This window comes from Janthinobacterium violaceinigrum (genome assembly GCF_009208555.1).
In the GTDB taxonomy this organism is placed as follows: Bacteria; Pseudomonadota; Gammaproteobacteria; order Burkholderiales; family Burkholderiaceae_D; genus Janthinobacterium; species Janthinobacterium violaceinigrum.
Map to the genome: position 1 here is coordinate 135,743 of NZ_WFLI01000010.1, position 25,302 is coordinate 161,044.

Here is a 25,302-nt window from a genome sequence, read left to right on the forward strand (position 1 = left end):
ACAGAAGATGCCGAGCTGCGCCGGCTGGATTTGTTGGCCCGCTTGTGGCGGTGCGTGCGCGAGCGGCGCCGGATAGGCGCCGCCAAGGTGCTGCGGTATTGTACGGCTTGCACGCCGCTCTGCCCATCCGCACGCGCAAGGGCGTTGCAAATGGGCGTCAAGCAGCGTTACTTCAGCTTGCGTCCGATCGCCACCACGGCGATCACGGCGCCGGCAAACAGCAGGCTGGCGCCTTCGAGCGGCTCGTGCAGCAGCACGGCCGCGCCCACCAGGGTGAGGAAAGGCTGCAGCAGCTGCGTCTGTCCCACGCGGGCCACGCCGCCCAGCGCCATGCCCCGGTACCAGAAAAAGAAACCGATAAACATGGAAAACACGGAGATGTAGGCAAAGCCCAGCCAGGCCGCGGCGCTGGCCTGCGCCATCAGCGCGCGCTGCGGCCAGGCGCTCCACAGCACCACGGGCAAGACAAAAGGCACGGCCAGCAGCAGCGCCCAGGAAATCACGTGCTGGCCCGGCATGGCTTGCGCCAGGCGCCCCCCTTCCGCGTAGCCGAGCGCGCCCAGCAGCACGGCGGCGAACATCAGCCAGTCGGCCAGGTGGAAGCTGCCGCCGCCCTGGCGCAGGGCGAAGGCCACCACCAGCGCCGTGCCGAGCAGGGCCATCAGCCAGAACGCGGGGGACGGGCGTTCCTTGCCGCGCAGTACGGCAAACACGGCCGTGGCCAGCGGCAGGATGCCCACCAGCACGGCGCCGTGCGAAGCGGGCAGGCTGCGCATGGCGATCGACGTCAGCCAGGGGAAACCCAGCACGCAGCCCAGCGAGACGAGCGCCAGCGGCAGCCACTGCTCGCGCCGCGGCAGGGGCGCGCGCTGGTGCCAGAGCCACAGCCCGGCCAGGCTGGCGGCCACCAGGGCGCGGCCCAGGGCGACAAAAGTGGGGTCGAGTTCGGCCACGGCCAGGCGCGTAAACGGCAGGGTCAGGCTGAAGAGGGCGACGGCGATCAGGCCCAGCAACAGGCCTTGGCGGTCGGCGCCAAGGCGCAGGGAGTGGCTGGAGGAAGTGCTGGCGTGCGATGGCATGGGTATCCTGGTACGGGTGGCATGGGTGAAGGCGGCGGGGTGGATGAATGCGCCCCATCCTGCTATCCTAGAGCCGAATAGCAATACAGTACAAATACACTTTCACGCATAATTTCACATACTGTCATGGTCAAATGAGTCATACACTTCCTTTGCTGTCGCGCGCCTCGGGCGAAACCCTGATCGACCAGATCGCGCGCTCGCTGGCGGCGCGCATCGATGACAAGCTGCTGCGCGGCGGCGCGCGCATGCCGTCGATCCGCCAGTGCGCCGCCACGCTGGGCGTGTCGTGCGCCACGGTGGTGGCCAGTTACGACAAGCTGGTGGCGCGCGGCTATCTCGAATCGCGGCGCGGCGCCGGCTTTTTCGTGCGCGAGCGTTCGCCCCTGAATACGCCGGTGCCGCCCGCTGGCGTGCTGGATGCGGCGGCGCAGCCCATGGACGTGGTGTGGCTGATCCGTAATATGTTCCGCCAGACGCCGGCCATCCCCGCGCCCGGCTCCGGCATGCTGCCCGCCGAATGGCTCGATGGCGACCTGGTGGCGCGCGCCTTGCGCGACGTCAGCCGCCAGCCCGGCAATTTGCTGCTGGGCTACGGCGCACCGCAGGGTTTCCTGCCGCTGCGCCAGCAGCTGCAACTGAAGCTGGCGGAGATGGAAATCGCCTGCCCGCCCGAACAGATCGTCACCACGGTGGGCGTGATGCAGGCGCTGGACCTGGTGGCGCGCGAGTTCGTGCGTCCCGGTGAAACGATTTTCGTCGACGATCCTGCGTATTGGCTGATGTTCGGCGCGTTTGCCGCCATGGGCATGCACGTCATCGGCATCCCGCGCCTGGCCGACGGCCCTGACATCGCCGTGCTGGCCGAGCTGGCGGCCCTGCACCGCCCCAGGCTGTACGTGATCAATTCGGTGCTGCACAACCCCAGTTCGACGTCGCTGTCGGCGGCCAAGGCTTTCCAGGTGCTGCGCCTGGCCGAACAGCACGACTTCCTGCTCGTCGAAGATGATATCTATTGCGACATGCACCCGGGCGGCGCCGTGCAGCCGGCCACGCGCCTGGCTGCGCTGGACCAGCTGCGCCGCGTGATTTACCTGGGCGGCTTTTCCAAGAGCCTGGCGGCGAACCTGCGCGTGGGCTTCATCGCCACCTCGCCGGAGCGGGCGCAGCGCCTGGCCGACCGCAAGATGCTGGCCACCTTGACCACCAGCGACATCGGCGAGCGCGTGGTGTACAAAATCCTCTCGCAGGGGCTGTACCGCAAGCATGCGGAGCGCCTGCGCGCGCGGCTCGACAAGGTGCGCGAGAGCACGTACCGCAAGGTCGAGCAGGCGGGCCTGCGTTTCGATCCTGCGCCGGCCGGCATGTTCGTGTGGGCCGATGCGGGTTGCGACACGAATCTGCTGGCCGAAAAGGCGCTGGCCGAGGGGCTGGTGCTGGCGCCGGGCAGCCTGTTTTCCCCGCGCCAGCTGCCGTCGACCCGCATGCGCCTGAACCTGGCCACCGTGCAGGATGAGCGCATCTGGGCATTCCTGGGCCGCGCACTGCGGTAAACTGGACATTTCATGACATTCGGCAGGGGCTCTTGAAATCGCCTGTAGCATCCCCAACTCCGTAGAATCCGTCCCATCCACAAGACTATGAGGTAAAAATGGCTGTCTCCGAAAAGCAAACCCTGGGTTTTCAGACCGAAGTGAAGCAGATGCTGCACCTGATGATCCATTCCCTGTACTCGAACAAGGAAATCTTCCTGCGCGAATTGATCTCGAACGCGTCCGACGCGGCCGACAAATTGCGCTTTGAAGCGATCGATAACGACGCCCTGTACGGCAACGATCACGAATTGAAGATCAAGGTCAGCTTCGACAAGGATGCGCGCACCATCACCATTTCCGACAACGGCATCGGCATGACCCGCGACGAGGCGATCTCGCACCTGGGCACCATCGCCAAGTCGGGCACCAAGGAATTCTTCGGCAAGCTGTCGGGCGACCAGCAGCAGGACGCGGCCCTGATCGGCCAGTTCGGCGTGGGCTTCTATTCCGGCTTCATCGTGGCCGACAAGATCACCGTCGAAACGCGCCGCGCCGGCGTGGACGCCTCCGAAGGCGTGCGCTGGGAGTCAAGCGGCGAAGGCGACTACAGCATCGAATCGATCGACAAGCCATCGCGCGGCACGGACATCATCCTGCACCTGCGCGAAGGCGAGGACGAGTTGCTGTCGAGCTGGAAGATCAAATCCATCATCCGCAAGTATTCGGACCATATCTCGCTGCCGATCGTGATGCAGAAGGAAGAGTGGGACGAAGAGAAAAAAGAAACCGTCCTGAAAGACGAATTCGAAACCGTCAACCAGGCCAGCGCCCTGTGGGCCCGCAACAAGGCCGACATTACGCCGGAACAGTACGACGAGTTCTACAAGCATGTGTCGCACGACTTCCAGGCGCCGCTCACGCACACGCACAACCGCGTCGAAGGCCGCAGCGAGTACACGCAGCTGCTGTACATCCCGGCCAAGGCACCGTTCGACATGTGGGACCGCAACAAGCGCGGCGGCATCAAGCTGTACGTCAAGCGCGTCTTCATCATGGACGATGCCGAGCAATTGATGCCGACCTACCTGCGTTTCGTGCGCGGGGTGATCGACTCGGCCGACCTGCCGCTGAACGTATCGCGTGAAATTCTGCAGGAATCGCGCGACGTGAAAGTGATCCGCGAAGGCTCGACCAAGCGCGTGCTGGGCATGCTGGAAGAACTGGCGAACGCGGACGAGCAGGACAAGAAAGACAAGTACGCCGTCTTCTGGAAGGAATTCGGCCAGGTGCTGAAAGAAGGCATCGGCGAAGATGCGGCCAACAAGGAGCGTCTGGCCAAGCTGCTGCGCTTTGCCTCGACGGCCAACGACAGCGATGAGCAAATCACCTCGTTCGCCGACTACGTGGCGCGCATGAAGGAAGGCCAGGACAAGATCTACTACGTCACGGCCGACAATTACGCCGCCGCCAAGAACAGCCCGCACCTGGAAATCTTCCGCAAGAAGGGTGTCGAAGTGCTGCTGCTGACGGACCGTGTCGATGAATGGATGCTGTCCTTCCTGCAGGATTTCGAAGGCAAGGAACTGGTCTCCGTCGCCAAGGGCGGCCTGGATCTGGGCGCGCTGGAAGACGAAGCGGAAAAGAAAGAGCACGAAGAAACGGAAACCTCGTACGCCGACCTGGTAGGCAAGATGAAGACCGTGCTGGCCGACAAGGCCAAGGACGTGCGCGTGACGTTCCGCCTGACCGATTCGCCAGCCTGCCTGGTGGCCGATGAAAACGAATTGTCGGGCAACCTGCTGCGCATGCTCAAAGCTGCGGGCCAGAGCGCGCCGGAATCGAAGCCGATTCTGGAAATCAATCCGAACCACCCGCTGGTGACGCGTTTGAAGTATGAAGACGCGGAAGGCGGCAAGTTCGGCGACTGGGCCAACATCCTGTTCGACCAGGCCATGCTGGCCGAAGGCGGTTCGCTGGCCGATCCGGCCAGTTTCGTGAAACGCCTGAACGAATTGCTGCTCAATACGGCGAAGTAATTTCCTGACCGCAAACGTCGGCAAGCCGGCCCTTTCCTCGTGAAAGGGCCGGCTTTTTTTATGCTACAGTGCGCGATTATTTTATTTTATGGAAAAAGCAATGGCGCATTGCCCGGCATGTGACAGTTCCAACGTTCAACGCCTCTCCATGGTGCATGCCTCCGGCATTTCAGGCACATCGACCCATATGTCGGGCAGGATAGATGGTGATTTCATCCACGGCCATGCGCATACGCACAGCCAGACCTTGCTGTCGCGCCAGGCCGCCAGGCCGACGATGCAGACCCACCAGAAGGCAGGGCTGATCGTGCTGGGCGTGATCATTTTTGTCATCGCCGCCGTCGTCTTTTACCAGGCTGGCGCAAATGGCCTGTTCTGGATCTTCGTGGCAGGGGGCGTCGCGTCCATCGCCTTGTCGCAAACGACCTTCGTCGCCAATTGGGACAAGGAGGCCGCCGCCCTGCAGGACAAATATGCGCGCACTTTCATGTGCCATGCCTGCGGCCACCGCTTCGTTCCCGTACTCAAGCAGCCATGAAAATCCGTTTGATGGCGGGCCTGGGCGCGCATGCGCTGGGCTGCCTGCTGTTTATCGCGTTGAGCTGGCTGGGATTTTTCCTGTACACGCAGCTGTTCGGCAGCCTTGGCTCGCGCGGCGTGGCGGGCGGCCTGGCCTTGCTGCTGGTGTTTTATGTGTATGCGGGCACGAATCTGTTGCTGGCGCTGCTGCCGCCTGGCAGGATGAAAGCGCTGCTGTGCGGCTTGCTGGGTGCGGCCGTGCTCGCGTATCTGCTGCCCCAGCATCCGCTGCGGGCCATCTACTTCAGCGTGCTGTCGGGCAGCTTGAGCTGGCTGGCCGTGCTGGCCAGCGCGCGTTTAAGCGGATACCTGCGCGGCTGACAGGGCGTTGACAAAGGCGGCGACGGCGCCGGCTGCCGCTGCCGGCGCCGCCTGCAGCAGCATGTGCGGCGCGGCGATATCGGCCAGCTGCGTGCCCGGTGCCAGGCGCGCGATGTGCAGCGCATTGGCGGGCGGCACCAGGCGGTCGTGGTGGGCGCGCAGATACAGTACGGGCAGGCTGCCGCGCGCGAAGCTGCGCGAGGCGTCGGTTTCCAGCACGGCGCGCAGGCGCTGGCGCAGCACGCCAGGGGGTACCTGCGCCAGCGCCCCCGCCAGCTCTGCCTGCAATTGCGGCGTGGCATAGGGTGCCAGCAGCGCCTGGCGCAGGGCGAAGCCGGGCAGGGCGCCAAAGGGGAGCAGATCCAGCAGGTGGCGCAGCGGCGCCAGCATCGGGCGCGGATTGCGCACGAACGAACAGCACAGGACCAGGGCTTGCATGCCGGGCGGCGGCGCGGCGCGCAGGGCGGCGCCCAGCGGTCCCGAAAACGACTCGGCCAGCACCACGAAAGGGCGGTCGCGCGGCAGGCGCTCGCGCACGAACGCTTCCAGTGCCGCGTAGTCCAGCGGTACGGCCGGGTAGGCGATGGCCCGGGTGCCGATGGCTGCCTGCGCGTGCAGGGCGGCCTCAAAATGCCGGAACAGACTGGCCGTGCCATCCATGCCGGGCAGGAGGACAAGCAGGGGCGAGGCAGGGGATGGTATCGTCATTGCGGCCATCATAGCAGCCCCGCCGGCGCACGCGCCGTCCGCCAGCCGCGCCGCATGGGGGCTGAGGCCATGCTAGAATCGCCGGCGCGCCCTGCGTGGCCGCAATTGCGGCCAAATCCCCGACTGACAGAATCATGCATATCATCTTTTCGAATTACCGCACCCTGGGCGGCGCCGTGCTGGCAGCGGCCTGCGTCCTTTCCCAGCCCGCCTGTGCCACGGCGGCACCCTCGGCGCCGGCCGGGAAAAGCCTGTCTTCGCTGCTGGCCGGCGGCCCCTTGCCGCGCCTGAGCGAAGACCCGCAAGTGCGCGCCGTCCTGTTCGACTTCTTCGGTTACGCGCGCGGCAGCTACACGGAAGACGATGAACTGCTGCTGGCGCAGGCGCTCGAGGCGATCAGCGAAAAGCGCGACGCCACGCGCACCGTGCTGGCCGATGGCCGCCAGCTGCTGGCGTCGATGAATGACCGCAAGCAGGGCCGCGAACGGGGCGCCATGCTGCTCGACAAGCGCGGCGCCATCATCGCCTTTGGCCTCGTCAACGGCCATTGCCACCTTGAGGGGCAGCCGCTGGCGAAAGTCTGCAATCCCGATCCGAACGCGGTGCTGACGGTCTTTCACCGCAAGGGCATGCTGGTCGGCGAAGCGGCGCCCTTGCTGGCCTGGGCCCGGCAATTGCCGCCCATGCTGGCGCTGATCGCGGGCGACAAGGAAGCGGGCGCCGACGGGCAGAAGATCGCCACGGTCGAATATGTGCTGGCGCAGCCGGCCTTGCCGGGCTGGAACCGCGCCCAGTTGCCGCCCGCGTATCCGCCCGCGCTGCTGCCGCTGCTGCTCGATAAATCCACGGTGCTGACGTCGGCCGGCGCGGGCGTGTTTGCCTATCCCCTCACCTTGAAGGGCAAGAAACAGAACAATGTGCTGGACCATGCCGAAGGCCGCCCGCCGCGCGACCTGGAAGTGGCGCTGCGCAGCTATGCCAGTTTTGACACGGTGGTGGAGCGCTACCGCCAGCTGGCCAAGGGCGCCCGGCTGCAGCGCAACGAGCGCACGGCCTACCTCGATGGCGACATGGGGCAGGGCAGCTACCGCGTCTACATCCGCAACACGGGTCCTGACGGCGTGATGATCGACGTGGCGCTGTGGCAGCGCAAGCTGGCGGCCAGCCGCTGATTTCAGCCAGGGCGCGGCTGCTCGTAGCCCAGTTGCACCAGCTGCGCGGCGATGGCGTCGTCGCGTGTCTTCCTGCCGGTGCGCAGGCGCGCATGCGTCAGGGACGGGGGCAAGCCATGCGCCAGCAAGGCGTCGATGTCGAGCATGGTCTCGGATGCCGACAACTGGCGCAGGGCGGGCAAGGTGGCGAGGCCGGGCAGGCTGTCGAGCGTCTTGCAGGTGTGCAGGTTCAGGCGTTCAAGCACGGGATTGGGCCCCAGCGCGATCTGCCGCAGCTTGATCTGGTCTTCCACCCATAGCGCCTGCAGCAGCGGGAAGCGGCCGATGTCGCCCAGCGTTTCCAGGCCGCGCACGCGTATCACTTCCAGTTTCCTCAGCAGCGGCGCCTCGATGTGCGCGATCGATGCGCGGCCGCCCAGCTGCAGCAGCAGCCTTTCCAGGCGGGCCATCTGCGAAATGAAATCCAGCGGCACCTTGTTCTTGATACGGTACAGCGACAGCTCGTGCAGCGCGGGCAGGCCGGCCACGGTGTCGATGTGCTGGTGGTGGCCCTCGATGACCAGGCTGGCCAGGTGCGCATAGTGGCGCAGGGGCGCCAGGTCGATATTGTCCCTGGCCGACTCGCCCAGATGCAGGTATTCGAGGCCGCGCAAATTCTCCAGCTGCAGGATGTCGGCTTGCGCCAGTTCGTACACGCCCAGGCTCAGGCGCTTCAGGTGGCGTAGTTCACCCAGCGCTTCCAGGTGGATGGCTTGCCGGTGGTAGTCGATGGACAGGCTGGCCACATGCGGCAGCGCGCGCAGGATGCGCGCATCGAACACCCTCGGGTCGTAACCGTAGATGCGGATGGTCAGCGCCGTGCCGCAGGTGGCGGCCAGGGCGTCGAGGTCGGCCAGCAGCGGTTCCGGCTCGGCCAGGGTATTGAACTGCACCAGCACCTGCTTGCCAGCGGCGATGGCGGCGCGGATCGCCGCGGCGTCGATGCGCTCGGGGTTCTGGATGCACTGCGGCCGTTCTGCTTGCGTCATGATCACAATCCTATGGGGTAGGTAACCTGCCTGGGGGGCGGACAGCCTTCCGGCCCCGGGAACGTCTGCTTGCCCGTGTCATCGTAGCGCTTGCCGCAATCGACGAGCACGCGCTTGCGGAAGATGAAAATGCTGGCCACCTTGCCGTTCGGGTGGTAGCAGATATTGTCGCCGTCGCGGTCGGTCGACGCGTAGCTGTTCATGGTTTGGCCATTCACCGTGCGCGTGCTGTGGCCGCTGCGCGGCTCCGTGCATTTGAGCTGGCCGCTTTCGTAGTACACGTTGAAGACGGAGGTATCGGCAGCGCGGTCGACCAGCAGTTCGTTCTTGCGCTTGCCGTTCGGGTAGTTCTCGTATCCCTCCTGGCGCTGGCCGTACTGGAAGGCGTAGTAAGACTGCGGTTTGCCGTCCGGGTAGTACATGTGGTGGTACTCGCACACGTCGTCGCGCGTGCTGCCGTATTCCTGGAAGGTGCAGCGGTGGATGTCGTTGAACAGCTGGCCGTCTTCATAGTATTCGCGCAGGTGCGTGAGCAGGCGGCCCTGGTCGATGACGGCCAGGCGTTCCGGCTTGCCGTTCGGGTAGTAGCGCGCGTCCAGGCCCTGCTTCTTGCCGTTGTCCCACAAGGTGTCGAGGCGCAGGATCTTGCCGCTGTCGTCGAACGCCTGTTCGCGCCCGTCCAGCTGGCCGCTGCGGAAGGTGGCCGTGTAGACCACGTATTCCTTGCCGGCGGGGCCCAGGTAGCGCGTGCGCGCGCCGTCCAGCATGCCCGCCTGGTAATGGTCGCGCAGGCGCAGCGCGCCGCTGGCGTCCGTGTCGACCGCCTCGCCCTGCTTCTTGCCGTTCACGAAAGTGACGCTTTGCGTGGCCTTGTCCTTGAGCTTGAGCTTCCACGGGCCGTCGCGCAAGCCGTCGATGAAGTTGCCGTCGCCGTCTTCCGTGATCCACGGCCCATGGCGCGTGCCGTTGACGTAGTTGCCGCGCGTGCGCAGCTGGCCTCCCATGCTGCGTTCGTGCGGGCCATTGAGCTGGCCGCCCGCATAGGTATCGAAACCCGTGACTTCGTCTTCGTCGGCATAGTTGACGACCGTCCAGCGGCCTTCGCGCTTGCCGGCCCGGTACATGCCGCTCTCGCTCTGCCTTGGGTAATCGAAGCGCCACAGGCCTTCCTGCAGGCCGTCGACGAAATGGCCTTTTTCGCTGCCTTCATGCATGCCTTCGCGCACCCACAGCCCCTGGCGCTTGCCTTTCACGTACTGGCCCCGTTCGACCACCGAGCCATCGTCCCAGGCCAGGCTGTAGAAGATCGACGGGCCGTCTTCGCTGCCCGTGAACTGCTGCGGCGCCGTTTCCCACGTCACTTGCCACAGGCGGTAATTGGGCAGGATGCCGGCGCCCGCATCGCTGTACAGGGTATAGCTGGCCGTCAGGTAGCGCTCGCCTTTTTTCAGGAAGGTTTTCTTGTAGGTGATGGCGTCCGTGCTGCCGGCGGCCACGGGCTTGCCGTCATCGCTGTAGTAGCCGACGATGGTGCCTTGCGTATGGTCGATGGCGTCGAAGTCCGCATTGCCGCTCTTGCCCCGCGCGACGCTGTAGTCCATGGGCGCCAGCTTGGCCAGCGCCGCCTTGACTTGCCCTGCATTGGGATTGGTGCTTTGCGCCGCGATGCGGTTCAGGGCCGGCTGCAAGCCGTCGAGGCGCCGGTATTTGCCGGAACTGCGGTGGTAGCGGTAGGCGCGCAAGCCATTCTTGTCGCCCTGGCGGAACAGCACCAGCATGGTTTGCACGCTGTCGTTCGTCTCCTTGTCCAGCGAGGCGTAGAAGACGGAGCGGATGACGGCGTTGCCGAACTGGTCGAGCAGGACGGGTTTCGCGCTGCCGCCCTTGCACTCGCAATAGTAGCCATTCACGCCATCCTTTTCCTTGAGGAAGGCGATATCGAAGCCGCTGTCCTGCGACGCGCTGATGGCGGGATGGGCGAGGCTCTTGCCTTCATAAAAGGGCGCGCCGTGGGCCAGCGCAGAGCAGAGGAGCAAGGGCAAAAGCAGACGTTTCATCGTGGGGCTGGCGCCGGGCGCCGCAATGGAAAGGCCACGATTCTGCCTGCGTTCTTACTTGTGGGCAAATACGGGCCTATCGTGCGCGCCCCGGTTCAGGGCTGGTGCGCGGCGCAGAAGTCCAGCAGCAGCTGTTCGCCTTCGGGCCAGGGGCCGTAGCCCGCATCGCCGTTGATATGGCCGGCGTCGCCGATCATGGTCAGTTCGCTGCCCCAGGCGGCGGCAAACGCGCGTGCGCGCGCGAAGCTGACGTAGGGATCATCGCCGCTGGCGACTACCAGGCTGGGAAACGGCAAGGCTTGCAGCGGCATGGGCGCAAAGCCCGTCGTGCCCGCAGGGTAGGAGGGCGCTTCCACGTCGCTGGGGGCGACGAGGAAGGCGCCGGCGATCCTGTGCGGCGAGCCGCTGGCAGCCCAGTGGGCCACCAGCGCGCAGGCCAGGCTGTGCGCGGCCAGCACGGGCGGGCGCGGGCAGGCGGCAATGGCGCGGTCGAGTTCCGTCACCCACTCGTCCTTGTCCGGCGTCTGCCATTGCCCGTGCGGCACGCGCGACCATTGCGGGTGGCGCGCTTCCCAACGGGTTTGCCAGTGCTGCGGCCCGGAATTCCACAGGCCGGCCAGGGTCAGGATCAGAGGCGACATCATTTTTCCTTATAAATAAATGCCGGACAAAATCGTGGCGAGCGGCAGTGGATTGTAGTCGAGACGCGCAGCTGTGCGCATGCACAGTGAGCATCGCAGGCCGCAAGGCGCGCCGCGCAGTAGATTTGGTCTGGCACTTTTAAAGTTCGGTGCGTAGGGCGAACAACTCCGGGAACAATACCACGTCGAGCATCTTGCGCAAGTAGCTCACGCCCGCCGTGCCGCCCGTGCCCGTCTTGAAGCCGATGATGCGTTCCACCGTCGTAACATGGCGGAAGCGCCAGAAGCGGAAGGCCGTTTCCAGGTCCACCAGCTTTTCGGCTAGTTCGTACAGGGCCCAGTGTTTCGACGGGTCGCGGTAGACTTCCAGCCAGGCCGCCTTGACCGAGGCGTCGGCGCTGGTCGGCAGGGTCCAGTCGGCATCGAGGCGCTCGGGAGCGATGGGCAGGCCGCTGCGCGCCAGCAGCTTGATGGCTTCATCGTAGACGGACGGCGTGCGCAGGGCGGCGTCGAGCACCTTGTAGGTGTCGGGCGCCGTCGTATGCACGTTGAGCAGGGCGGCGTTCTTGTTCCCCAAGATGAATTCGATTTCGCGGTACTGGAAGGACTGGAAGCCGGACGAGGCGCCCAGGTAGGGCCGGATGGCCGTGTATTCGGGCGGCGTCATGGTGGCCAGCACGTCCCAGGCATGCACCAGCTGGTCCATGATGCGCGCCACGCGGGCCAGCATCTTGAAGGCGGGCGCCAGGTCGCCGCTTTGCAGGTTGGCGCGCACGGCATGCATTTCGTGCAGCATCAGCTTCATCCACAGTTCGCTGGTCTGGTGCTGCACGATGAACAGCATTTCATTGTGGTTGGGCGAGAGCGGATGCTGGGCCGTGAGGATGCGGTCCAGCGCCAGGTAGTTGCCATAGCTCATCGATTCGCTGAAATCCATCTGCGCGCCATGCCACTCGGCGCCTTGCTGGCCGCCAGCGTGCATGGGGCAGCCGCTGCTGTTTTCCTTGTTCATATTCTTGTCGTCGCTCATGGGATGGATCAGGTGACGGCGTCGCGCTTGGCGGCGATGTCGTAGGCTTGGGTGTCGAGGATGTCGCGCAGGATTTCCACGGCATCCCACACGTCGGCAAAGCTCGTGTACAGGGGCGTGAAACCGAAGCGCATGATGGCCGGCTCGCGGTAGTCGCCGATCACGCCGCGCGCGATCAGCGCCTGCATCACGGCATAGCCGTGCGGGTGCGTGAAGCTGACCTGGCTGCCGCGCCGCGCATGTTCGCGCGGCGTGACGAGGCCCAGCGGATGGCTGGCGCAGCGCTGTTCCACCAGCGCGATGAACAGGTCCGTCAGGGCCAGCGACTTGTGGCGGATGGCTTCCATGCTCGTCTGCGCGAAGATCTCCAGGCCGCATTCGACCAGGGCCAGCGAGAGAATCGGCTGCGTGCCGCACAGGGCGCGGGCGATGCCGTCGGCCGGCGCAAAGCCCGGATCCATGGCGAACGGCGTGGCGTGGCCCCACCAGCCGGACAGCGGCTGGCGGAAGCGCGCCTGGTGCTTTTCCGGCACCCAGATGAAGGCGGGCGAGCCGGGGCCGCCATTCAGGTATTTATAGGTGCAGCCGACGGCCAGGTCGGCGCCGGCGCCGTTCAGGTCCAGCGGCACGGCGCCGGCCGAATGGGCCAGGTCCCACAGCGCCAGCGCCCCTTGCGCGTGGCAATGGCTGCTGATGGCGGCCATGTCGTGCTGGTAGCCGGTGCGGTAGTTGACGTGCGTGAGCATGGCGACGGCGCAATCGGCGTCGATGGCTTGCGCCAGTTCCTCGGGACTGTCGACCAGGCGCAGCTGGTAGCCCCGGTCCAGCCAGGCCGCCAGGCCTTGTGCCATGTACAGGTCGGTGGGGAAGTTGCTGCGTTCGCTGACGATGCTCCTGCGCGCGGCATGGGCGGGATCGGCGGCCTGCATCTGCAGGGCGGCGGCCAGCGCCTTGAACAGGTTGACGGAGGTGGTGTCGGTGATCACCACTTCGCCCGTGCCGGCGCCCAGCAGCGGGGCCAGGCGGTCGCCCAGGCGCTTGGGCAGGTCGAACCAGCCAGCCGTATTCCAGCTGCGGATCAGGTCCGTGCCCCATTCGGCCGTGATGACGTGCTGGGCACGGGCCAGCGCTGCCTTCGGCCGCGCACCCAGGGAATTGCCGTCGAGGTAAATCACGCCTTGCGGCAAGTCGAATTGCTGGCGCAGGGGCGCCAGACGATCATCGAGGTCGCGCGCGCTGCAGTCATGTCGAGAAATCATGGTGGCTTTCATTTTGGTACTTATCTGAATGGCACGATATTGCTTGAAGCCTAAAGTATTGTGCGGAAGCAGGCAGTGTAGCAAATCCCTGCCGCAAAGCGGTATTTCTGCCCTGGATGCAGCGTGAAAATAGCCGCCCTGCGGGGCGTCAACGAAAAAAATCACGATTTTTCAAAATATTTTCAAATAACCCTAAAGTTTTGCCAGACGCCGCCGTCAACGATTACATGAACGGTGTCAAACCGGTCAAAAACGGATGGGACTTTTTTTAAATATTTTTCAAAAAAGCCCTAAAGTTCCTGCCAAGGCAGCCGTTATCTAGGTAAGTAGGCTTGATTTCGGTCAAGTTGTTGTAAAAAAGTGATATTTATTGCAGGCCTGAAACGGGGTAAATCCCGCACCGCGCCCATCCCCCACATCCGCGCCGTTACTGGCGTGCGACCATGATCGAGCAGTGTTTGTCAGACAAACACCTACGGTCCCATCCGCTATTCCCCGACCAAAAATACAGTGCTTTGCCTCTGTTGCGTTTGATGTTGCTCCTGCAGAATGTATCTCACTGGCAACACACAACGCCAGCTGAATTCAACGGATTGAGGAGATGGAAATGACTGCTAACGATATGATGGCTGAGATTCGCGACGCTAACCTGAGCTACCTGATGCTGGCCCAGCAAATGATTCGTGCGGACAAGGTAACAGCCATCTTCCGTTTGGGCATAGCCGCCGAAATCGCCGAACTGATCGAAGGCATGAGCAACGCGCAGATCCTGAAACTGGCAGGCGGCAACATGATGCTGGCCCGCTTCCGTTTCGACGACAGCGCCATCCTGGGCATGTTGACGAACTACAATAAAGACCGTTCGCTGGCGCAATCGCACGCCGCCATCCTGATGGCTGGCCAAGGCGTCGAAGAAATCGCATAACGTCAATCTCGTCATTCAGAGTCGGTATCAGTCAGTAGTGGAGCACACAGCATGGCCAAGAAAAGTGTCGTATCGGAAGCGCAAGAAATCCAGCTGGCCATCGAATTGATACAGCTGGGCGCACGCCTGCAACTGCTGGAGACGGAAGTCTCGCTGTCGCGCGAACGCCTGCTGAATCTGTACAAGGAATTGAAGGGCGTCTCGCCGCCCAAGGGCATGCTGCCGTTTTCCACCGACTGGTTCCTCACCTGGCAACCGAATATCCACTCCTCGCTGTTCATCAATATCCACAAGTTCCTTATCGACCACGCAGGCGCCACCGGCATCGAAGCCGTGATGAAGGCATACAAGCTGTATCTGGAGCAGATGCCGCCCGAAGCGGGAGAAGAGCCGCTGCTGTCGCTGACGCGGGCCTGGACGCTCGTGCGCTTTTTCAGCAGCAAGATGCTGGACATGGCGCCCTGCGGCAAGTGCGGCGGCAAGTTTGTCGTCAACTGCCTCGACCTGAACGCCGATTATGTCTGCGGCCTGTGCCACATGCCTTCGCGTGCCGGCAAGACCAAGAAGGCGCGCGATGAGGCGGCCGCCGTTGCGCCGCCCGGCGTCGTCGCCTGATCCTGTCCCCAACATAGCCTCATGGAAAGCCGGAGCGGTCGCCAGACCGGACTCCGGCTTTTTCATGGCGCTTTCGCTTACACTGGCGTTTTCCTCCGGCGACTGTCCCATGCTGCAACAAATCCTGCGCGCGCCCGCGCTCAAGGCCATCCTGATCCAGGTGCTGGCCTTTCCCTTGATGTTGCTATTGGTATATGGCCTGGCGCGCGCCGGCCTGGCCATGTCGCTGCCGGTGGTGGCGTTGCTGCAGGGCGTGCTGGCCGCGCTCCTGACGTGGCGCGTGGGCCTGGCGCGCTGGTGGTGCGCGATCGGCCTGCTGTTTGCGCCCGCCTTGCTGGCCGCCAGCCTCCTCGATTGGCCTCCCGCCGTGTTCCTGGCGGCCTTTGTTTTCCTATTGAGCCTGTACTGGTCCACCTTCCGCACGCAAGTGCCGTTTTACCCGTCCGGCCCGAAAGTCTGGCAGGCGGTGGCCGAGTTGATTGCGGACCGCCCCGGCGTGCGGCTGGTCGATATCGGCAGCGGCCTGGGCGGCCTGGTGCTGGACTTGGCGCGGCGCCGGCCCGACGGGCAGTTTTGCGGCATCGAACTGGCGCCGCTGCCGTGGCTGGCCAGCCGCTTGCGTGCGCGGCTGACGGGCAGCGGCGCGCGTTTCCTGCGCGGCGATTACGCGGCGCTCGATTTCGGCCGCTACGATGTGGTCTTTGCCTACCTGTCGCCCGCGGCGATGGCAGCCCTGTGGATCAAGGCGGAAACGGAAATGTTGCCCGGTAGCATGCTTCTTAGTTACGAATTCCAGATTGCCGCGCGCGCGCCCGATAAGACCATCGCCGCCACAGAGGGTGGTCCTTTGCTTTACATATGGTGCTTTTAAGCAATTGTCTGCGTTATTTGCTTGCCCGTAGGGCAATCTCACGTTATTGTAGTTCCACACGGCATTTTCTCGGAATTACCTTGAAAAGCGGGGCATTTCAATTAACTTCCAGTTACTTTTTTTGCCGCTGTCTGCGCCGGCGGGGCCGCCGCCAGAAGACAGTACAGGTTTGAACATGCCGGGCATACAGTCCCGGCCATTATTGGGAGTCAGGGCACTTGTTAGTCATAATCGGATACATCATCGTCTGCGCCTCGGTTTTTGGCGGCTTCGCGTTGGCCGGCGGCCATCTGGCGGCGCTGTTCCAGCCGCTGGAGTTGCTGATGATCGGCGGCGCCGCCCTGGGCGCCTTCCTTGTTGGTAACAATAACAAGGCCATCAAGGCCACCCTGGCCGCCTTGCCCAGCCTGTTCAAGGGCTCGCGCTATACCAAAGAGCTGTACATGGAGCTGATGTCGCTGCTGTTCGAAGTGCTCAGCAAGGTGCGCAAGGAAGGCTTGATGTCGATCGAAGGCGATATCGACAGCCCGCAGGAAAGCCCTTTGTTTTCCAAGTATCCGGCCGTGCTGGCCGACCATCACATTGTCGAATTCATGACCGATTACCTGCGCCTGATGGTATCGGGCAACATGGATGCCTTCCAGATCGAAAACCTGATGGATAACGAAATCGAGACGCACCATCACGAAGGCGCCGTGCCGGCCCACGTGATTGCCAAGGTAGGCGATGGCTTGCCCGCTTTCGGTATCGTCGCCGCCGTCATGGGCGTGGTGCATACGATGGAATCGGTGGGCATACCGCCGGCCGAGCTGGGCATGCTGATCGCGCACGCGCTGGTCGGCACCTTCCTCGGCATCCTGCTGGCCTACGGTTTCGTGGGTCCCCTGGCCAGCCTGCTGGAGCAGAAGCTGGAAGAGTCGAGCAAGATGTTCCAGTGCGTGAAAGTGACCCTGCTGGCCAGCCTGAACGGCTATGCGCCGGCGCTGGCCGTGGAGTTCGGCCGCAAGGTGCTGTTCTCGACCGAGCGTCCGACGTTCAACGAGCTGGAAGACCACATCAAGAAATCGAAAACGAAGTAAGCAGTGAAAATACGCCTGGACACCATGAGTCATATGCAGCACACGGAAGGGGGACGCCATGGCCGATGAAGGCATGCGCCCGATTATCGTCAAGCGTATCAAGAAGACGGCTGGCGGACACCATGGCGGGGCGTGGAAAATCGCCTACGCCGACTTTGTCACGGCCATGATGGCCTTTTTCCTGCTGATGTGGTTGCTGGGCTCCACCTCGAAGGGCGACTTGAACGGCATCTCCGAATTCTTCAAGACGCCGCTGAAAGTGGCGATGGCGGGCGGCTCCGGCAGCGGCGAGAGCAATTCCGTGATCCAGGGCGGCGGGCAGGACCTGTCGCGCCAGGATGGCCAGGTACGCAAGGCGCAGGAAGAGCAGCAGCGCAAGTCCTTCGACCTCAATTCCGCCAAGGCCGCGCTGGAACGCGAGGAAGGCCGGCGCCTGCAGGCATTGAAGGCGCGCATCGAAGCGACCATCGACGCCAATCCCCTGCTGAAAAAATACAAGAACCAATTGCTGCTCGATATCACCAGCGAAGGCTTGCGCATCCAGATCGTCGACGAGCAGAACCGTCCGATGTTTGCGCTCGCCAATGCGAATCTGCAGCCGTACACCAAGGAAATCCTGCATGCCATCGGCTCCGTGCTCAATGAAGTGCCGAACCGCATCGGCCTGTCCGGGCATACGGATTCGACGCCCTACATGAGCGATGCCGGCTACAGCAACTGGGAATTATCGGCGGACCGCGCGAATGCGTCGCGGCGCGAACTGGTGATTGGCGGCATGAAGGAAGAAAAAGTATTGCGCGTGGTGGGACTGGGTTCGGCCGCCCACCTGGACAAGCTCGACCCCTTCAATCCGATCAACCGGCGCATCAGCATCATCGTCATGAACAAACGCACGGAAGAAAATGTCCTGCGCGATGGTTCGGCGATCGAGCTGCCCGTGACGGATGCCGCTGCCGCCGCCGTGGCGACAGGGCTGGCGGCCGGTGCGCCACCCGCGGCGGCACCAGCCCCCAGCCCGGCAGCGGCGAAAAAATAACACGCAAGGCTATCGACGCGTGGTGTATTGAAACAATGAGACCTTTATGACAAGAAAGAAAATACTTGGCTCGCATGTAAAGCGCCTGCTGTCTGGCGTGTCGGACCATGGCCGCAAGCACTTGACGGAGGTGGAAACCGACCTGGTGCAGACCGGCATCTTGCTGGAAGAGGCGATCGAGAAGCTGTCCTTCAATTTCATGGCGATACACGCAGCCGTCGCTGCGCAGCAGGACACCATCGCCCTGCTGCTCGAAGGCGGTATTCCGGCCGAGCAGCAGCGTGAAAAACTGCTGGCGCTGCAGGATGAGGTGGGGGGCTACGTGAATGCCGCCATCACCAGCCTGCAGTTCCAGGACATGACCAGCCAGCTGATCGAGCGCACCCTGAAACGCGTGACGGGCTTGCGCGAGTTCCTGGGGACCCTGGGCTCGCATGGCGCGGAGATGTTGCCAGAAAGCGACAATGAAGAAATTGTCGCCTTGCTGGGGCGGGTCAGCATGGCGCTGGCGATTCAAAGCCTGGAGTTGCGCAGCGTGCTGCGCAAGGCTGTCAGTCAACAGCATTTGGAAAGTGGCGACATCGAGCTGTTCTAGCATGAGGATGCGGAACGCTTGCGGTTGCATGGATTGATTAATCAAATACTCGGGCAGGATGCCCGGAATAAGTGGGAGCAAAGATGGCCAAAACGATACTTGCAGTGGACGATTCCAGCTCATTGCGCCAGATGGTGGCGTTCAGTCTGAAAGCCGCCGGTTACCAGGTGGTGGAGGCCGTCGACGGCCAGGACGGACTGGAAAAAGCCAAGCTGCAAACCGTGGACCTGGTATTGACGGACCAGAACATGCCGCGCATGGATGGCCTGGAGCTGATCAAGCTGCTGCGCGAACTGCCGACCTACCAGAAGGTACCCATCCTGATGCTGACGACGGAATCGTCGGACGAAATGAAATCGAAGGGACGTGCCGCCGGCGCCAATGGCTGGCTGGTCAAGCCATTCGATCCGCAACGCCTGATCGAAGTGGTCAAGAAGGTGATCGGCTGATGCCAGCCGCGCAGCACAACGATGCAATTGACGGAGTCACCCTATGACCATCGATATTAGCCAGTTTTTTCAGGTCTTTTTCGATGAGGCCGAAGAACTGCTGGCTGAAAAAGAACGGCTGCTGCTGGCCGTCGATATTGCGGCGCCCGACGCCGAAGACCTGAATGCCATTTTCCGTACCGCCCATTCGATCAAGGGCGGCGCATCGACGTTCGGCCTCTCCGACATGAGCGAGGTGACGCACATCCTCGAGTCGCTGCTCGACCGCATCCGCCAGGGCCAGATGGCCCTGACGGCGGAACACGTCGACGCCTTCCTGGCCGCCAAGGACATCCTCAAGATGCAGCTCGACGGCCATCGCCTGGGCAGCGCCGTGGACCAGGACGCCGTGGCGAACGTGCGCATGATGCTGCAGTCGTTCTCGCAGGACGTGCCCGTGGCTGCGCTTACGCCCGTCGCGCCGGCCTTCCATACGGCGGAAAAGGAAACCGTCAGCCACGCCGGCGGCCAGCGCTACCGCCTGGAGCTGCCGAAGATGGAAGAGCGCGAAGTCGATGCGCTGGCGGCCGAACTGGGCTTGCTGGGCGACGTCGCCGTGTCCGCCTTGCCCGACGCGCGCAAGGTGCTGGAAGTGACGACGCATGAAAGCCTGGACGATATCCTGGCCATCTGCTCGTTCGTGCTCAATCCCGACGACATGGTGATCACGCAGGCGCCGCCGCTGGCGCCAGGCGAAGCGGAAGCGGCCCGCGCGGCGCAGGAAAAAGCCCAGGGCTACGGTTTCTTCGACCCGCTGCCGGCGACGCCTGCGGCGCAGGGCGCAACGGACCCCGGCTACGGTTTTTTCCAGCCGCTCGAGGATATCCGCGCCGCCGCCGGCGTGCAGAGCGACGCCGAACGGGGCTACGGTTTCTTCCAGCCCCTCGAACAGATTCGCGCCGATGCGGCCAAGGCGGGCAACGCCGGCGCCGCCGCCACGCCGGCCGTGGCGAGCGCCGTGGCCGAAGCGGAGCAGGAAAAGAAGCCGGCCAAGAAAGAGGGCGACAAGGCCGGTGCCGAGTCGTCGTCGATCCGCGTCTCGATCGAAAAGGTCGACCAGTTGATCAACCTGGTGGGCGAGCTGGTGATCACGCAGGCGATGATCGAGCAGCGCGCCAGCGCGCTCGACCCGATGCTGCATGAAAAACTGCTCGACAGCGTCAGCCACCTGACGCGCAATACGCGCGACTTGCAGGAAGCGGTGATGTCGATCCGCATGATGCCGATGGATTTCGTGTTCTCGCGCTTCCCCCGCATGGTGCGCGACCTGGCCACGAAACTGGGCAAGAAGGTCGATTTCATCACGAATGGCGCGGCCACGGAGCTGGACAAGGGCCTGATCGAGCGCATCGTCGATCCGCTCACGCACCTGGTGCGCAACAGCATCGACCATGGCGTGGAAATGCCGGCCGCCCGCGTGGCCGCCGGCAAGACGGAAGCGGGCCGCTTGTTCCTCTCGGCCAGCCATCAGGGCGGCAACATCATCATCGAAGTCTCCGATGACGGCGCTGGGCTGAACCGCGAGCGCATCCTTGCCAAGGCCGCGCAGCAGGGCCTGGACGTGTCCGAGTCGATGAGCGACGCCGAAGTGTGGCAGCTGATCTTCGCGCCCGGCTTTTCCACGGCCGAAGCGGTCACCGACGTGTCGGGCCGCGGCGTGGGCATGGATGTCGTCAAGCGCAATATCAGCGCCATGGGCGGCGTGGTCGACATCCGTTCGGCGAAGGGTTTCGGCACGACGATTTCCATCTCGCTGCCGCTGACCCTGGCCATCCTGGACGGCATGTCGATCCGCGTGGGCGACGAAGTGTATATTTTGCCGCTGGGCTTTGTCATCGAATCCTTGCAGCCGGCCGTTGAGGATATCAAGGACATCGCTGGCCGCGGTCAGGTGGTGAAGGTGCGCGGCGAATACCTGCCGCTGATCCCGCTGTACCAGATGTTCGACATCGCGCCGCGCTTTACCAGTCCCTCGGAAGGCATCTGCGTGATCCTCGAGACGGAAGGGCGCAAGGCGGCCCTGTTTGTCGACGACCTGGTGGGCCAGCAGCAGGTCGTGGTGAAAAACCTCGAATCGAATTACCGCAAGGTGGTGGGCATTTCCGGCGCCACCATCCTGGGCGATGGCGGCGTGTCGCTGATTCTCGATGTCGCCGCCCTGATCCGCTCCTCTCGCCAGCTGGCTGACGAGTCCATTTTTTCGTAATACCGATAGATAAAGATAGGAAAACGCACCATGTCAGATACTCAACAAACATCCGGAAGCAATGCGGGCGACGGCAAGGACATCGCCGGCCGTGAATTCCTGGCCTTCACCTTGGGCTCCGAAGAGTACGGCATCGATATCCTGAAGGTCCAGGAAATCCGTGGTTACGAAGCGGTCACCCGCATCGCCAATGCGCCTGAATTCATCAAGGGCGTGATCAACCTGCGCGGCATCATCATTCCCGTGGTCGACATGCGCATCAAGTTCAACCTGGGCACGCCCGTGTATGACCAGTTCACGGTGGTGATCATCCTGAACATCGGCGGACGCATCGTCGGCATGGTCGTCGACAGCGTTTCCGACGTGACCACCCTGAGCCCGGAGCAGGTCAAGCCGGCGCCGGAAATGGGCACCGCCTTCTCGACCGACTACATGATCGGCCTGGGCACCATCGACGAACGCATGCTGATCCTGGTCGATATCGACAAGCTGATGTCGAGCAGCGAGATGGGCCTGATCGACAAGCTGGCGGCGTAAGCGGCCGGACGGCAGCAAGGCGGCGCCCGGTGCGCCGTCGCTTCACCACGCAAAGAATCACTACAGATATGCATGTACCGGCGCGGGCAGTACCCAGAGGCGCGCCGGCAGGCTGCAAGGTCCGATAGAGACCCGGCCATAACACGGCGCCGTCCGGTTGAACGGGCGCCGTTCACATAAATATTGGAGACTGTAATGAGTTTGCGCGATTTTAAGATAGGCACCCGGCTGGGCATAGGTTTCGGCAGCATCCTGGCCATCCTGGTGGTAGTGATCGTTTCGGCGAATGCACTGAATTACCGTAACAAGGCCCAGTTGCTCACGGGCCTGGCACTGGCAAGCGAAAAGAATACGCAGGCGTCGCTGATGAAAAGCGCGATGCTGGAAACGGGTATCGCCATGCGCAATATCGGCTTGCAGGGCGACGTGGGCCTGATGCAGGTGGAAGAGGGCAAGGTGCGCGAGCAGCGCAAGCTGTACGACGGCGCGCGCGGCAAGCTGGCCAGCCTGGGCTTGTCCGACGGCGAGAAAACGCTGCTGGCCAATATCGCCAAGGTCGACGGCGAAGTCGATGCCGCCTTCAAGGAAGCGATGGGGCAGGTGCTGGCGTTTAACAGCGAGGGCGCGGCCAAGGTGATTGCCACCCGCATCGACCCCTTGAACAAGGCGACCCTGGCCGACATCAACAAGTTGCTCGACTTGCAGCATGTGGCCCAGCAAAGCTTCATGGACGACTCGCTGGCGGCCGATGCGCGCCTGATGACGGTGCTGTTCATCCTGGGCGGCGCGGCGGTGGCGATCGGCGCCTGGTGCGCCATCTTCATCACGCGTTCGATCACGGTGCCGCTGTCGGGCGCCCTGGCCGTGGCGCAGAAGGTGGCGGCCGGCGAGCTGACGTCGCGCGTGGTGGTCGAAGGCAAGGATGAAACGAGCGCGCTGCAGCAGGCGCTCAAGGACATGAACGAGAGCCTGGTGCAGACCGTCAGCGACGTGCGCAAGGGCACGGAAACCATCACCGTGGCGTCCAGCGAGATCGCCAGCGGCAATGCGGACCTGTCGGCGCGCACGGAAACGCAGGCCAGTTCGCTCGAAGAGACGGCGTCGTCGATGGAAGAGCTGACGTCGACCGTGAAGCAGAACGCGGACAACGCGCGCCAGGCCAATCAGTTGGCCGTGTCGGCATCGTCGGTGGCGGAGCAGGGTGGCAAGGTGGTGGCGCAGGTGGTCGATACCATGGGTTCCATCAAGGACAGTTCGCGCAAGATCGTCGATATCATCGGCGTCATCGACGGCATCGCGTTCCAGACGAACATCCTGGCCTTGAATGCGGCAGTCGAAGCGGCGCGCGCAGGCGAGCAGGGTCGCGGCTTTGCCGTGGTGGCGTCGGAAGTGCGCAACCTGGCGCAACGTTCGGCCGGCGCGGCGAAAGAGATCAAGGGCCTGATCGGCGATTCGGTCGACAAGGTCGATGCGGGCAGCCGCCTGGTGGACGAGGCGGGACAGACCATGGGCCTGATCGTCACGTCGATCCGGCAAGTGGCCGACATCATGGGCGAGATCACGGCGGCAACGCAGGAACAGAGCCATGGCATCGAGGAAGTCAACCAGGCCATCGCGCAGATGGACCAGATGACGCAGCAGAACGCGGCGCTGGTCGAGGAAGCGGCGGCAGCGGCCGAGAGCATGCAGGACCAGGCGCAGAGACTGGCCGACGCCGTCAGCATCTTCAAGCTGGGCGGCGAGAGCATGGCGCCGGCGGCCAGGCCCGTACCCCTGACGGTGGCGGCACGGCCGGTACCAGGTGTGGCGGCAACCGTGCGGCAGGTGGCAAAGGCGGCGCAGGCCGGCACGCCACCGCCCGCGAAAAAGCTGGCGGCAGCCGGCGGCGACGATTGGGAAGAGTTCTGACGCCAACCCGATCCCGCTAGTTATACTTGCAAAGGCATTGGTCAGAGTAGTCATAGAGAGGTAAAAACAAATGCCGCAAACTAAAACGGATTCGGTCAAGGAATTTGACTTTACTGGCAAGGACTTCGAGCGGGTCCGCGCCATGATTTACAAGCGGGCCGGCATCGCGCTGGCCGACAGCAAGCAGGAGATGGTCTACAGCCGCCTGGCCAGGCGCCTGCGCGCGACCGGCATCTCCTCGTTCGTCCGCTACCTGGACGACCTGGAAGCGGGCCGCATGGGCGACGAGTGGGAAGCGTTCACGAATGCGCTGACGACCAACCTGACGTCGTTCTTCCGCGAGGCGCATCACTTCCCGCTGCTGGCCGAGCATGTGAAAAAACTGAGCGGGCCGATCACCATCTGGTGTTCGGCCAGTTCCACCGGCGAGGAGCCGTATTCGATCGCCATGACGGTGTGCGAGGCGTTCAATACGCTCACGCCGCCCGTCACCATCATCGCCACGGATATCGACACGAACGTGCTGGCCACGGCCGCCAATGGCGTCTACAACCTGGACCGGCTCGACAAGATGCCGGCCGACCGTGCGCGGCGCTTTTTCTTGCGCGGCAAGGGCGATCGCGAGGGGCAGGTGCGGGTGCGCCCGGAACTGCGCCAGATGATCACCTTCAAGCCGCTCAACCTGCTGGCCGACAGCTGGCCCCTGACGGGCCAGTTCGACGTCATCTTTTGCCGTAACGTGATGATTTATTTTGACAAGGCGACGCAGCGCAAGATCCTGTCGCGCTTTGTGCCGTTGATGAAGTCCGATGCCCTGCTGTTTGCGGGCCATTCGGAGAATTTTCTGTACGTGTCGGATTCATTGAAGCTGCGCGGTAAAACAGTCTATGAGCTCGATCAGCCACGGGGCGCCGCACCCAAGGCATCGTCGCATCGTACATGAGAGTGAAATATGAGCCTGGAACCCAAAGAGCAATTTGCCACTAACGTCTATTACGACAGGACGTTCAATTGTGACGCCGCCAAGATCTTGCCTGGTGAGTATTACTTTACCAACAAGGACATGCTGATCGTCACCGTGCTCGGCTCCTGCGTCTCGGCCTGCATCCGCGACCGCGTCACTGGCCTGGGCGGCATGAATCACTTCATGCTGCCCGACGGCGGCAGCGATCCGAATAGCCCGATCTCGGCGTCGATGCGCTATGGCACCTACGCCATGGAGATCCTGATCAACGATTTGCTGAAGGCGGGCGCGCGGCGCGAGAACATGGAAGCGAAAGTGTTCGGCGGCGGCGCCGTGCTGCGCGGCTTCACGGCGATCAACGTGGGCGAACGCAATGCGGCCTTCGTCATCAATTACCTGAAGGCGGAAAAGATGCGCGTGGTGGCCGAGGACCTGAACGACATCCACCCGCGCAAGGTGTATTTCTTCCCCCGCAGCGGCAAGGTCCTGGTGAAAAAGCTGATGCAGACGCATAACGATACACTGGTGCGCCGCGAACTCGATTACGCCAGCCGTCTCAAGGTTGCGCCGGTGGGCGGCGAGATCGAACTGTTTTAACTGCCGGAGCAAAACCTGCCGGGCGCGGGCTTCTGT

24 protein-coding genes are annotated in these 25,302 nt (G+C 63.4%); 17 read left to right on the plus strand and 7 right to left on the minus strand.

The features are described 5' to 3' along the window. Positions 1-167 precede the first annotated feature (167 nt). On the minus strand, positions 168-1,079 hold the full coding sequence (locus tag GCN75_RS11200; RefSeq protein ID WP_152282595.1) for a DMT family transporter: 912 nt from the start codon (positions 1,077-1,079) through the stop codon (positions 168-170). Between the two features lie 134 nt (positions 1,080-1,213). Between GCN75_RS11200 and GCN75_RS11205 the strand changes: the two genes are divergently transcribed. From GCN75_RS11205 to GCN75_RS11220, 4 genes are all read left to right on the plus strand, one after another. Next, on the plus strand, positions 1,214-2,632 hold the full coding sequence (locus tag GCN75_RS11205; protein ID WP_226941294.1) for an aminotransferase-like domain-containing protein: 1,419 nt from the start codon (positions 1,214-1,216) through the stop codon (positions 2,630-2,632). Positions 2,633-2,730: 98 nt separating this feature from the next. After that, positions 2,731-4,650, plus strand: coding sequence for a molecular chaperone HtpG (gene htpG / locus GCN75_RS11210; protein ID WP_152282596.1), 1,920 nt, complete (start codon positions 2,731-2,733; stop codon positions 4,648-4,650). A 187-nt stretch (positions 4,651-4,837) separates the two neighbouring features. Continuing rightward, the gene (locus GCN75_RS11215) at positions 4,838-5,188 is read left to right on the plus strand and encodes a hypothetical protein (protein ID WP_152282597.1); all 351 of its coding nucleotides are present in this window, start codon (positions 4,838-4,840) and stop codon (positions 5,186-5,188) included. Beyond that, the gene (locus GCN75_RS11220) at positions 5,185-5,550 is read left to right on the plus strand and encodes a hypothetical protein (RefSeq protein ID WP_152282598.1); all 366 of its coding nucleotides are present in this window, start codon (positions 5,185-5,187) and stop codon (positions 5,548-5,550) included. Before GCN75_RS11215 ends, GCN75_RS11220 begins: the two co-directional genes overlap by 4 nt. Here the strand turns inward: GCN75_RS11220 and GCN75_RS11225 are convergent. Next, a complete protein-coding gene (locus GCN75_RS11225; RefSeq protein WP_152282599.1) occupies positions 5,527-6,258 on the minus strand; it encodes an alpha/beta fold hydrolase in 732 nt (243 codons plus the stop codon). The genes GCN75_RS11220 and GCN75_RS11225 overlap by 24 nt on opposite strands. 134 nt (positions 6,259-6,392) lie before the next feature. Here GCN75_RS11225 and GCN75_RS11230 point away from each other — a divergent pair, with 134 nt between their 5' ends. Then, positions 6,393-7,430 carry a hypothetical protein gene (locus GCN75_RS11230; protein WP_152282600.1) on the plus strand — a complete coding sequence of 346 codons (1,038 nt, stop codon included), beginning with the start codon at positions 6,393-6,395 and terminating at the stop codon, positions 7,428-7,430. Between the two features lie 2 nt (positions 7,431-7,432). Here GCN75_RS11230 and GCN75_RS11235 read toward each other — a convergent pair whose 3' ends face one another. From GCN75_RS11235 to kynU, 5 genes are all read right to left on the minus strand, one after another. Next, positions 7,433-8,458: a leucine-rich repeat domain-containing protein gene (locus tag GCN75_RS11235; protein WP_152282601.1), complete on the minus strand. Its 1,026-nt coding sequence runs from the start codon at positions 8,456-8,458 to the stop codon at positions 7,433-7,435. A gap of 2 nt (positions 8,459-8,460) precedes the next feature. Next, the gene (locus tag GCN75_RS11240) at positions 8,461-10,515 is read right to left on the minus strand and encodes a toxin-antitoxin system YwqK family antitoxin (protein WP_152282602.1); all 2,055 of its coding nucleotides are present in this window, start codon (positions 10,513-10,515) and stop codon (positions 8,461-8,463) included. Positions 10,516-10,610: 95 nt separating this feature from the next. Beyond that, a complete protein-coding gene (locus GCN75_RS11245) occupies positions 10,611-11,156 on the minus strand; it encodes an RBBP9/YdeN family alpha/beta hydrolase (RefSeq protein ID WP_152282603.1) in 546 nt (181 codons plus the stop codon). A gap of 139 nt (positions 11,157-11,295) precedes the next feature. Then, positions 11,296-12,186: a tryptophan 2,3-dioxygenase gene (gene kynA / locus GCN75_RS11250; protein ID WP_152282604.1), complete on the minus strand. Its 891-nt coding sequence runs from the start codon at positions 12,184-12,186 to the stop codon at positions 11,296-11,298. An 8-nt stretch (positions 12,187-12,194) separates the two neighbouring features. Next, positions 12,195-13,445, minus strand: a complete 1,251-nt coding sequence (gene kynU, locus GCN75_RS11255; RefSeq protein ID WP_152257171.1) for a kynureninase — start codon at positions 13,443-13,445, stop codon at positions 12,195-12,197. A gap of 607 nt (positions 13,446-14,052) precedes the next feature. Here kynU and flhD point away from each other — a divergent pair. The 12 genes from flhD to cheD all read left to right on the plus strand — a co-directional run bounded on the left by flhD (position 14,053) and on the right by cheD (position 25,266). Beyond that, the gene (flhD, locus tag GCN75_RS11260; RefSeq protein WP_034758381.1) at positions 14,053-14,370 is read left to right on the plus strand and encodes a flagellar transcriptional regulator FlhD; all 318 of its coding nucleotides are present in this window, start codon (positions 14,053-14,055) and stop codon (positions 14,368-14,370) included. 51 nt (positions 14,371-14,421) lie between these two features. Beyond that, entirely contained in the window at positions 14,422-14,985 is a 564-nt protein-coding gene (gene flhC / locus GCN75_RS11265) for a flagellar transcriptional regulator FlhC (RefSeq protein WP_152282605.1), read from the plus strand. A 109-nt stretch (positions 14,986-15,094) separates the two neighbouring features. Then, complete coding sequence (locus GCN75_RS11270) at positions 15,095-15,856, plus strand: class I SAM-dependent methyltransferase (RefSeq protein WP_152282606.1); 762 nt, start codon at positions 15,095-15,097, stop codon at positions 15,854-15,856. A 218-nt stretch (positions 15,857-16,074) separates the two neighbouring features. Further along, positions 16,075-16,935 (plus strand): flagellar motor stator protein MotA, encoded by an 861-nt coding sequence (gene motA / locus GCN75_RS11275; protein ID WP_152257168.1) that lies wholly within the window; start codon positions 16,075-16,077, stop codon positions 16,933-16,935. Between the two features lie 58 nt (positions 16,936-16,993). Continuing rightward, on the plus strand, positions 16,994-17,971 hold the full coding sequence (gene motB / locus GCN75_RS11280) for a flagellar motor protein MotB (protein WP_152282607.1): 978 nt from the start codon (positions 16,994-16,996) through the stop codon (positions 17,969-17,971). Between the two features lie 46 nt (positions 17,972-18,017). Continuing rightward, positions 18,018-18,566 carry a chemotaxis protein gene (locus GCN75_RS11285; protein WP_152257165.1) on the plus strand — a complete coding sequence of 183 codons (549 nt, stop codon included), beginning with the start codon at positions 18,018-18,020 and terminating at the stop codon, positions 18,564-18,566. A gap of 83 nt (positions 18,567-18,649) precedes the next feature. Beyond that, a complete protein-coding gene (locus tag GCN75_RS11290) occupies positions 18,650-19,015 on the plus strand; it encodes a response regulator (protein WP_034758362.1) in 366 nt (121 codons plus the stop codon). Positions 19,016-19,058: 43 nt separating this feature from the next. Continuing rightward, positions 19,059-21,260 carry a chemotaxis protein CheA gene (gene cheA / locus GCN75_RS11295; RefSeq protein WP_152282608.1) on the plus strand — a complete coding sequence of 734 codons (2,202 nt, stop codon included), beginning with the start codon at positions 19,059-19,061 and terminating at the stop codon, positions 21,258-21,260. 30 nt (positions 21,261-21,290) lie between these two features. Next, positions 21,291-21,797, plus strand: coding sequence for a chemotaxis protein CheW (locus GCN75_RS11300; RefSeq protein ID WP_152257163.1), 507 nt, complete (start codon positions 21,291-21,293; stop codon positions 21,795-21,797). A gap of 195 nt (positions 21,798-21,992) precedes the next feature. Then, entirely contained in the window at positions 21,993-23,705 is a 1,713-nt protein-coding gene (locus tag GCN75_RS11305; RefSeq protein WP_152282609.1) for a methyl-accepting chemotaxis protein, read from the plus strand. Positions 23,706-23,775: 70 nt separating this feature from the next. Beyond that, on the plus strand, positions 23,776-24,648 hold the full coding sequence (locus GCN75_RS11310; protein WP_070278818.1) for a CheR family methyltransferase: 873 nt from the start codon (positions 23,776-23,778) through the stop codon (positions 24,646-24,648). Between the two features lie 9 nt (positions 24,649-24,657). After that, the gene (gene cheD / locus GCN75_RS11315; RefSeq protein WP_131378402.1) at positions 24,658-25,266 is read left to right on the plus strand and encodes a chemoreceptor glutamine deamidase CheD; all 609 of its coding nucleotides are present in this window, start codon (positions 24,658-24,660) and stop codon (positions 25,264-25,266) included. The last annotated feature ends 36 nt before the right edge of the window (positions 25,267-25,302 follow it).

Bases quoted from the DNA above. Each gene is read 5' to 3' on its own strand.
- GCN75_RS11200 (WP_152282595.1), bottom strand. From the start codon at position 1,079: ATGCCATCGCACGCCAGCACTTCCTCCAGCCACTCCCTGCGCCTTGGC.
- GCN75_RS11205 (WP_226941294.1), top strand. From the start codon at position 1,214: ATGAGTCATACACTTCCTTTGCTGTCGCGCGCCTCGGGCGAAACCCTG.
- htpG (WP_152282596.1), top strand. From the start codon at position 2,731: ATGGCTGTCTCCGAAAAGCAAACCCTGGGTTTTCAGACCGAAGTGAAG.
- GCN75_RS11215 (WP_152282597.1), top strand. From the start codon at position 4,838: ATGTCGGGCAGGATAGATGGTGATTTCATCCACGGCCATGCGCATACG.
- GCN75_RS11220 (WP_152282598.1), top strand. From the start codon at position 5,185: ATGAAAATCCGTTTGATGGCGGGCCTGGGCGCGCATGCGCTGGGCTGC.
- GCN75_RS11225 (WP_152282599.1), bottom strand. From the start codon at position 6,258: ATGACGATACCATCCCCTGCCTCGCCCCTGCTTGTCCTCCTGCCCGGC.
- GCN75_RS11230 (WP_152282600.1), top strand. From the start codon at position 6,393: ATGCATATCATCTTTTCGAATTACCGCACCCTGGGCGGCGCCGTGCTG.
- GCN75_RS11235 (WP_152282601.1), bottom strand. From the start codon at position 8,458: ATGACGCAAGCAGAACGGCCGCAGTGCATCCAGAACCCCGAGCGCATC.
- GCN75_RS11240 (WP_152282602.1), bottom strand. From the start codon at position 10,515: ATGAAACGTCTGCTTTTGCCCTTGCTCCTCTGCTCTGCGCTGGCCCAC.
- GCN75_RS11245 (WP_152282603.1), bottom strand. From the start codon at position 11,156: ATGTCGCCTCTGATCCTGACCCTGGCCGGCCTGTGGAATTCCGGGCCG.
- kynA (WP_152282604.1), bottom strand. From the start codon at position 12,186: ATGAGCGACGACAAGAATATGAACAAGGAAAACAGCAGCGGCTGCCCC.
- kynU (WP_152257171.1), bottom strand. From the start codon at position 13,445: ATGATTTCTCGACATGACTGCAGCGCGCGCGACCTCGATGATCGTCTG.
- flhD (WP_034758381.1), top strand. From the start codon at position 14,053: ATGACTGCTAACGATATGATGGCTGAGATTCGCGACGCTAACCTGAGC.
- flhC (WP_152282605.1), top strand. From the start codon at position 14,422: ATGGCCAAGAAAAGTGTCGTATCGGAAGCGCAAGAAATCCAGCTGGCC.
- GCN75_RS11270 (WP_152282606.1), top strand. From the start codon at position 15,095: ATGCTGCAACAAATCCTGCGCGCGCCCGCGCTCAAGGCCATCCTGATC.
- motB (WP_152282607.1), top strand. From the start codon at position 16,994: ATGGCCGATGAAGGCATGCGCCCGATTATCGTCAAGCGTATCAAGAAG.
- GCN75_RS11285 (WP_152257165.1), top strand. From the start codon at position 18,018: ATGACAAGAAAGAAAATACTTGGCTCGCATGTAAAGCGCCTGCTGTCT.
- GCN75_RS11290 (WP_034758362.1), top strand. From the start codon at position 18,650: ATGGCCAAAACGATACTTGCAGTGGACGATTCCAGCTCATTGCGCCAG.
- cheA (WP_152282608.1), top strand. From the start codon at position 19,059: ATGACCATCGATATTAGCCAGTTTTTTCAGGTCTTTTTCGATGAGGCC.
- GCN75_RS11300 (WP_152257163.1), top strand. From the start codon at position 21,291: ATGTCAGATACTCAACAAACATCCGGAAGCAATGCGGGCGACGGCAAG.
- GCN75_RS11305 (WP_152282609.1), top strand. From the start codon at position 21,993: ATGAGTTTGCGCGATTTTAAGATAGGCACCCGGCTGGGCATAGGTTTC.
- GCN75_RS11310 (WP_070278818.1), top strand. From the start codon at position 23,776: ATGCCGCAAACTAAAACGGATTCGGTCAAGGAATTTGACTTTACTGGC.
- cheD (WP_131378402.1), top strand. From the start codon at position 24,658: ATGAGCCTGGAACCCAAAGAGCAATTTGCCACTAACGTCTATTACGAC.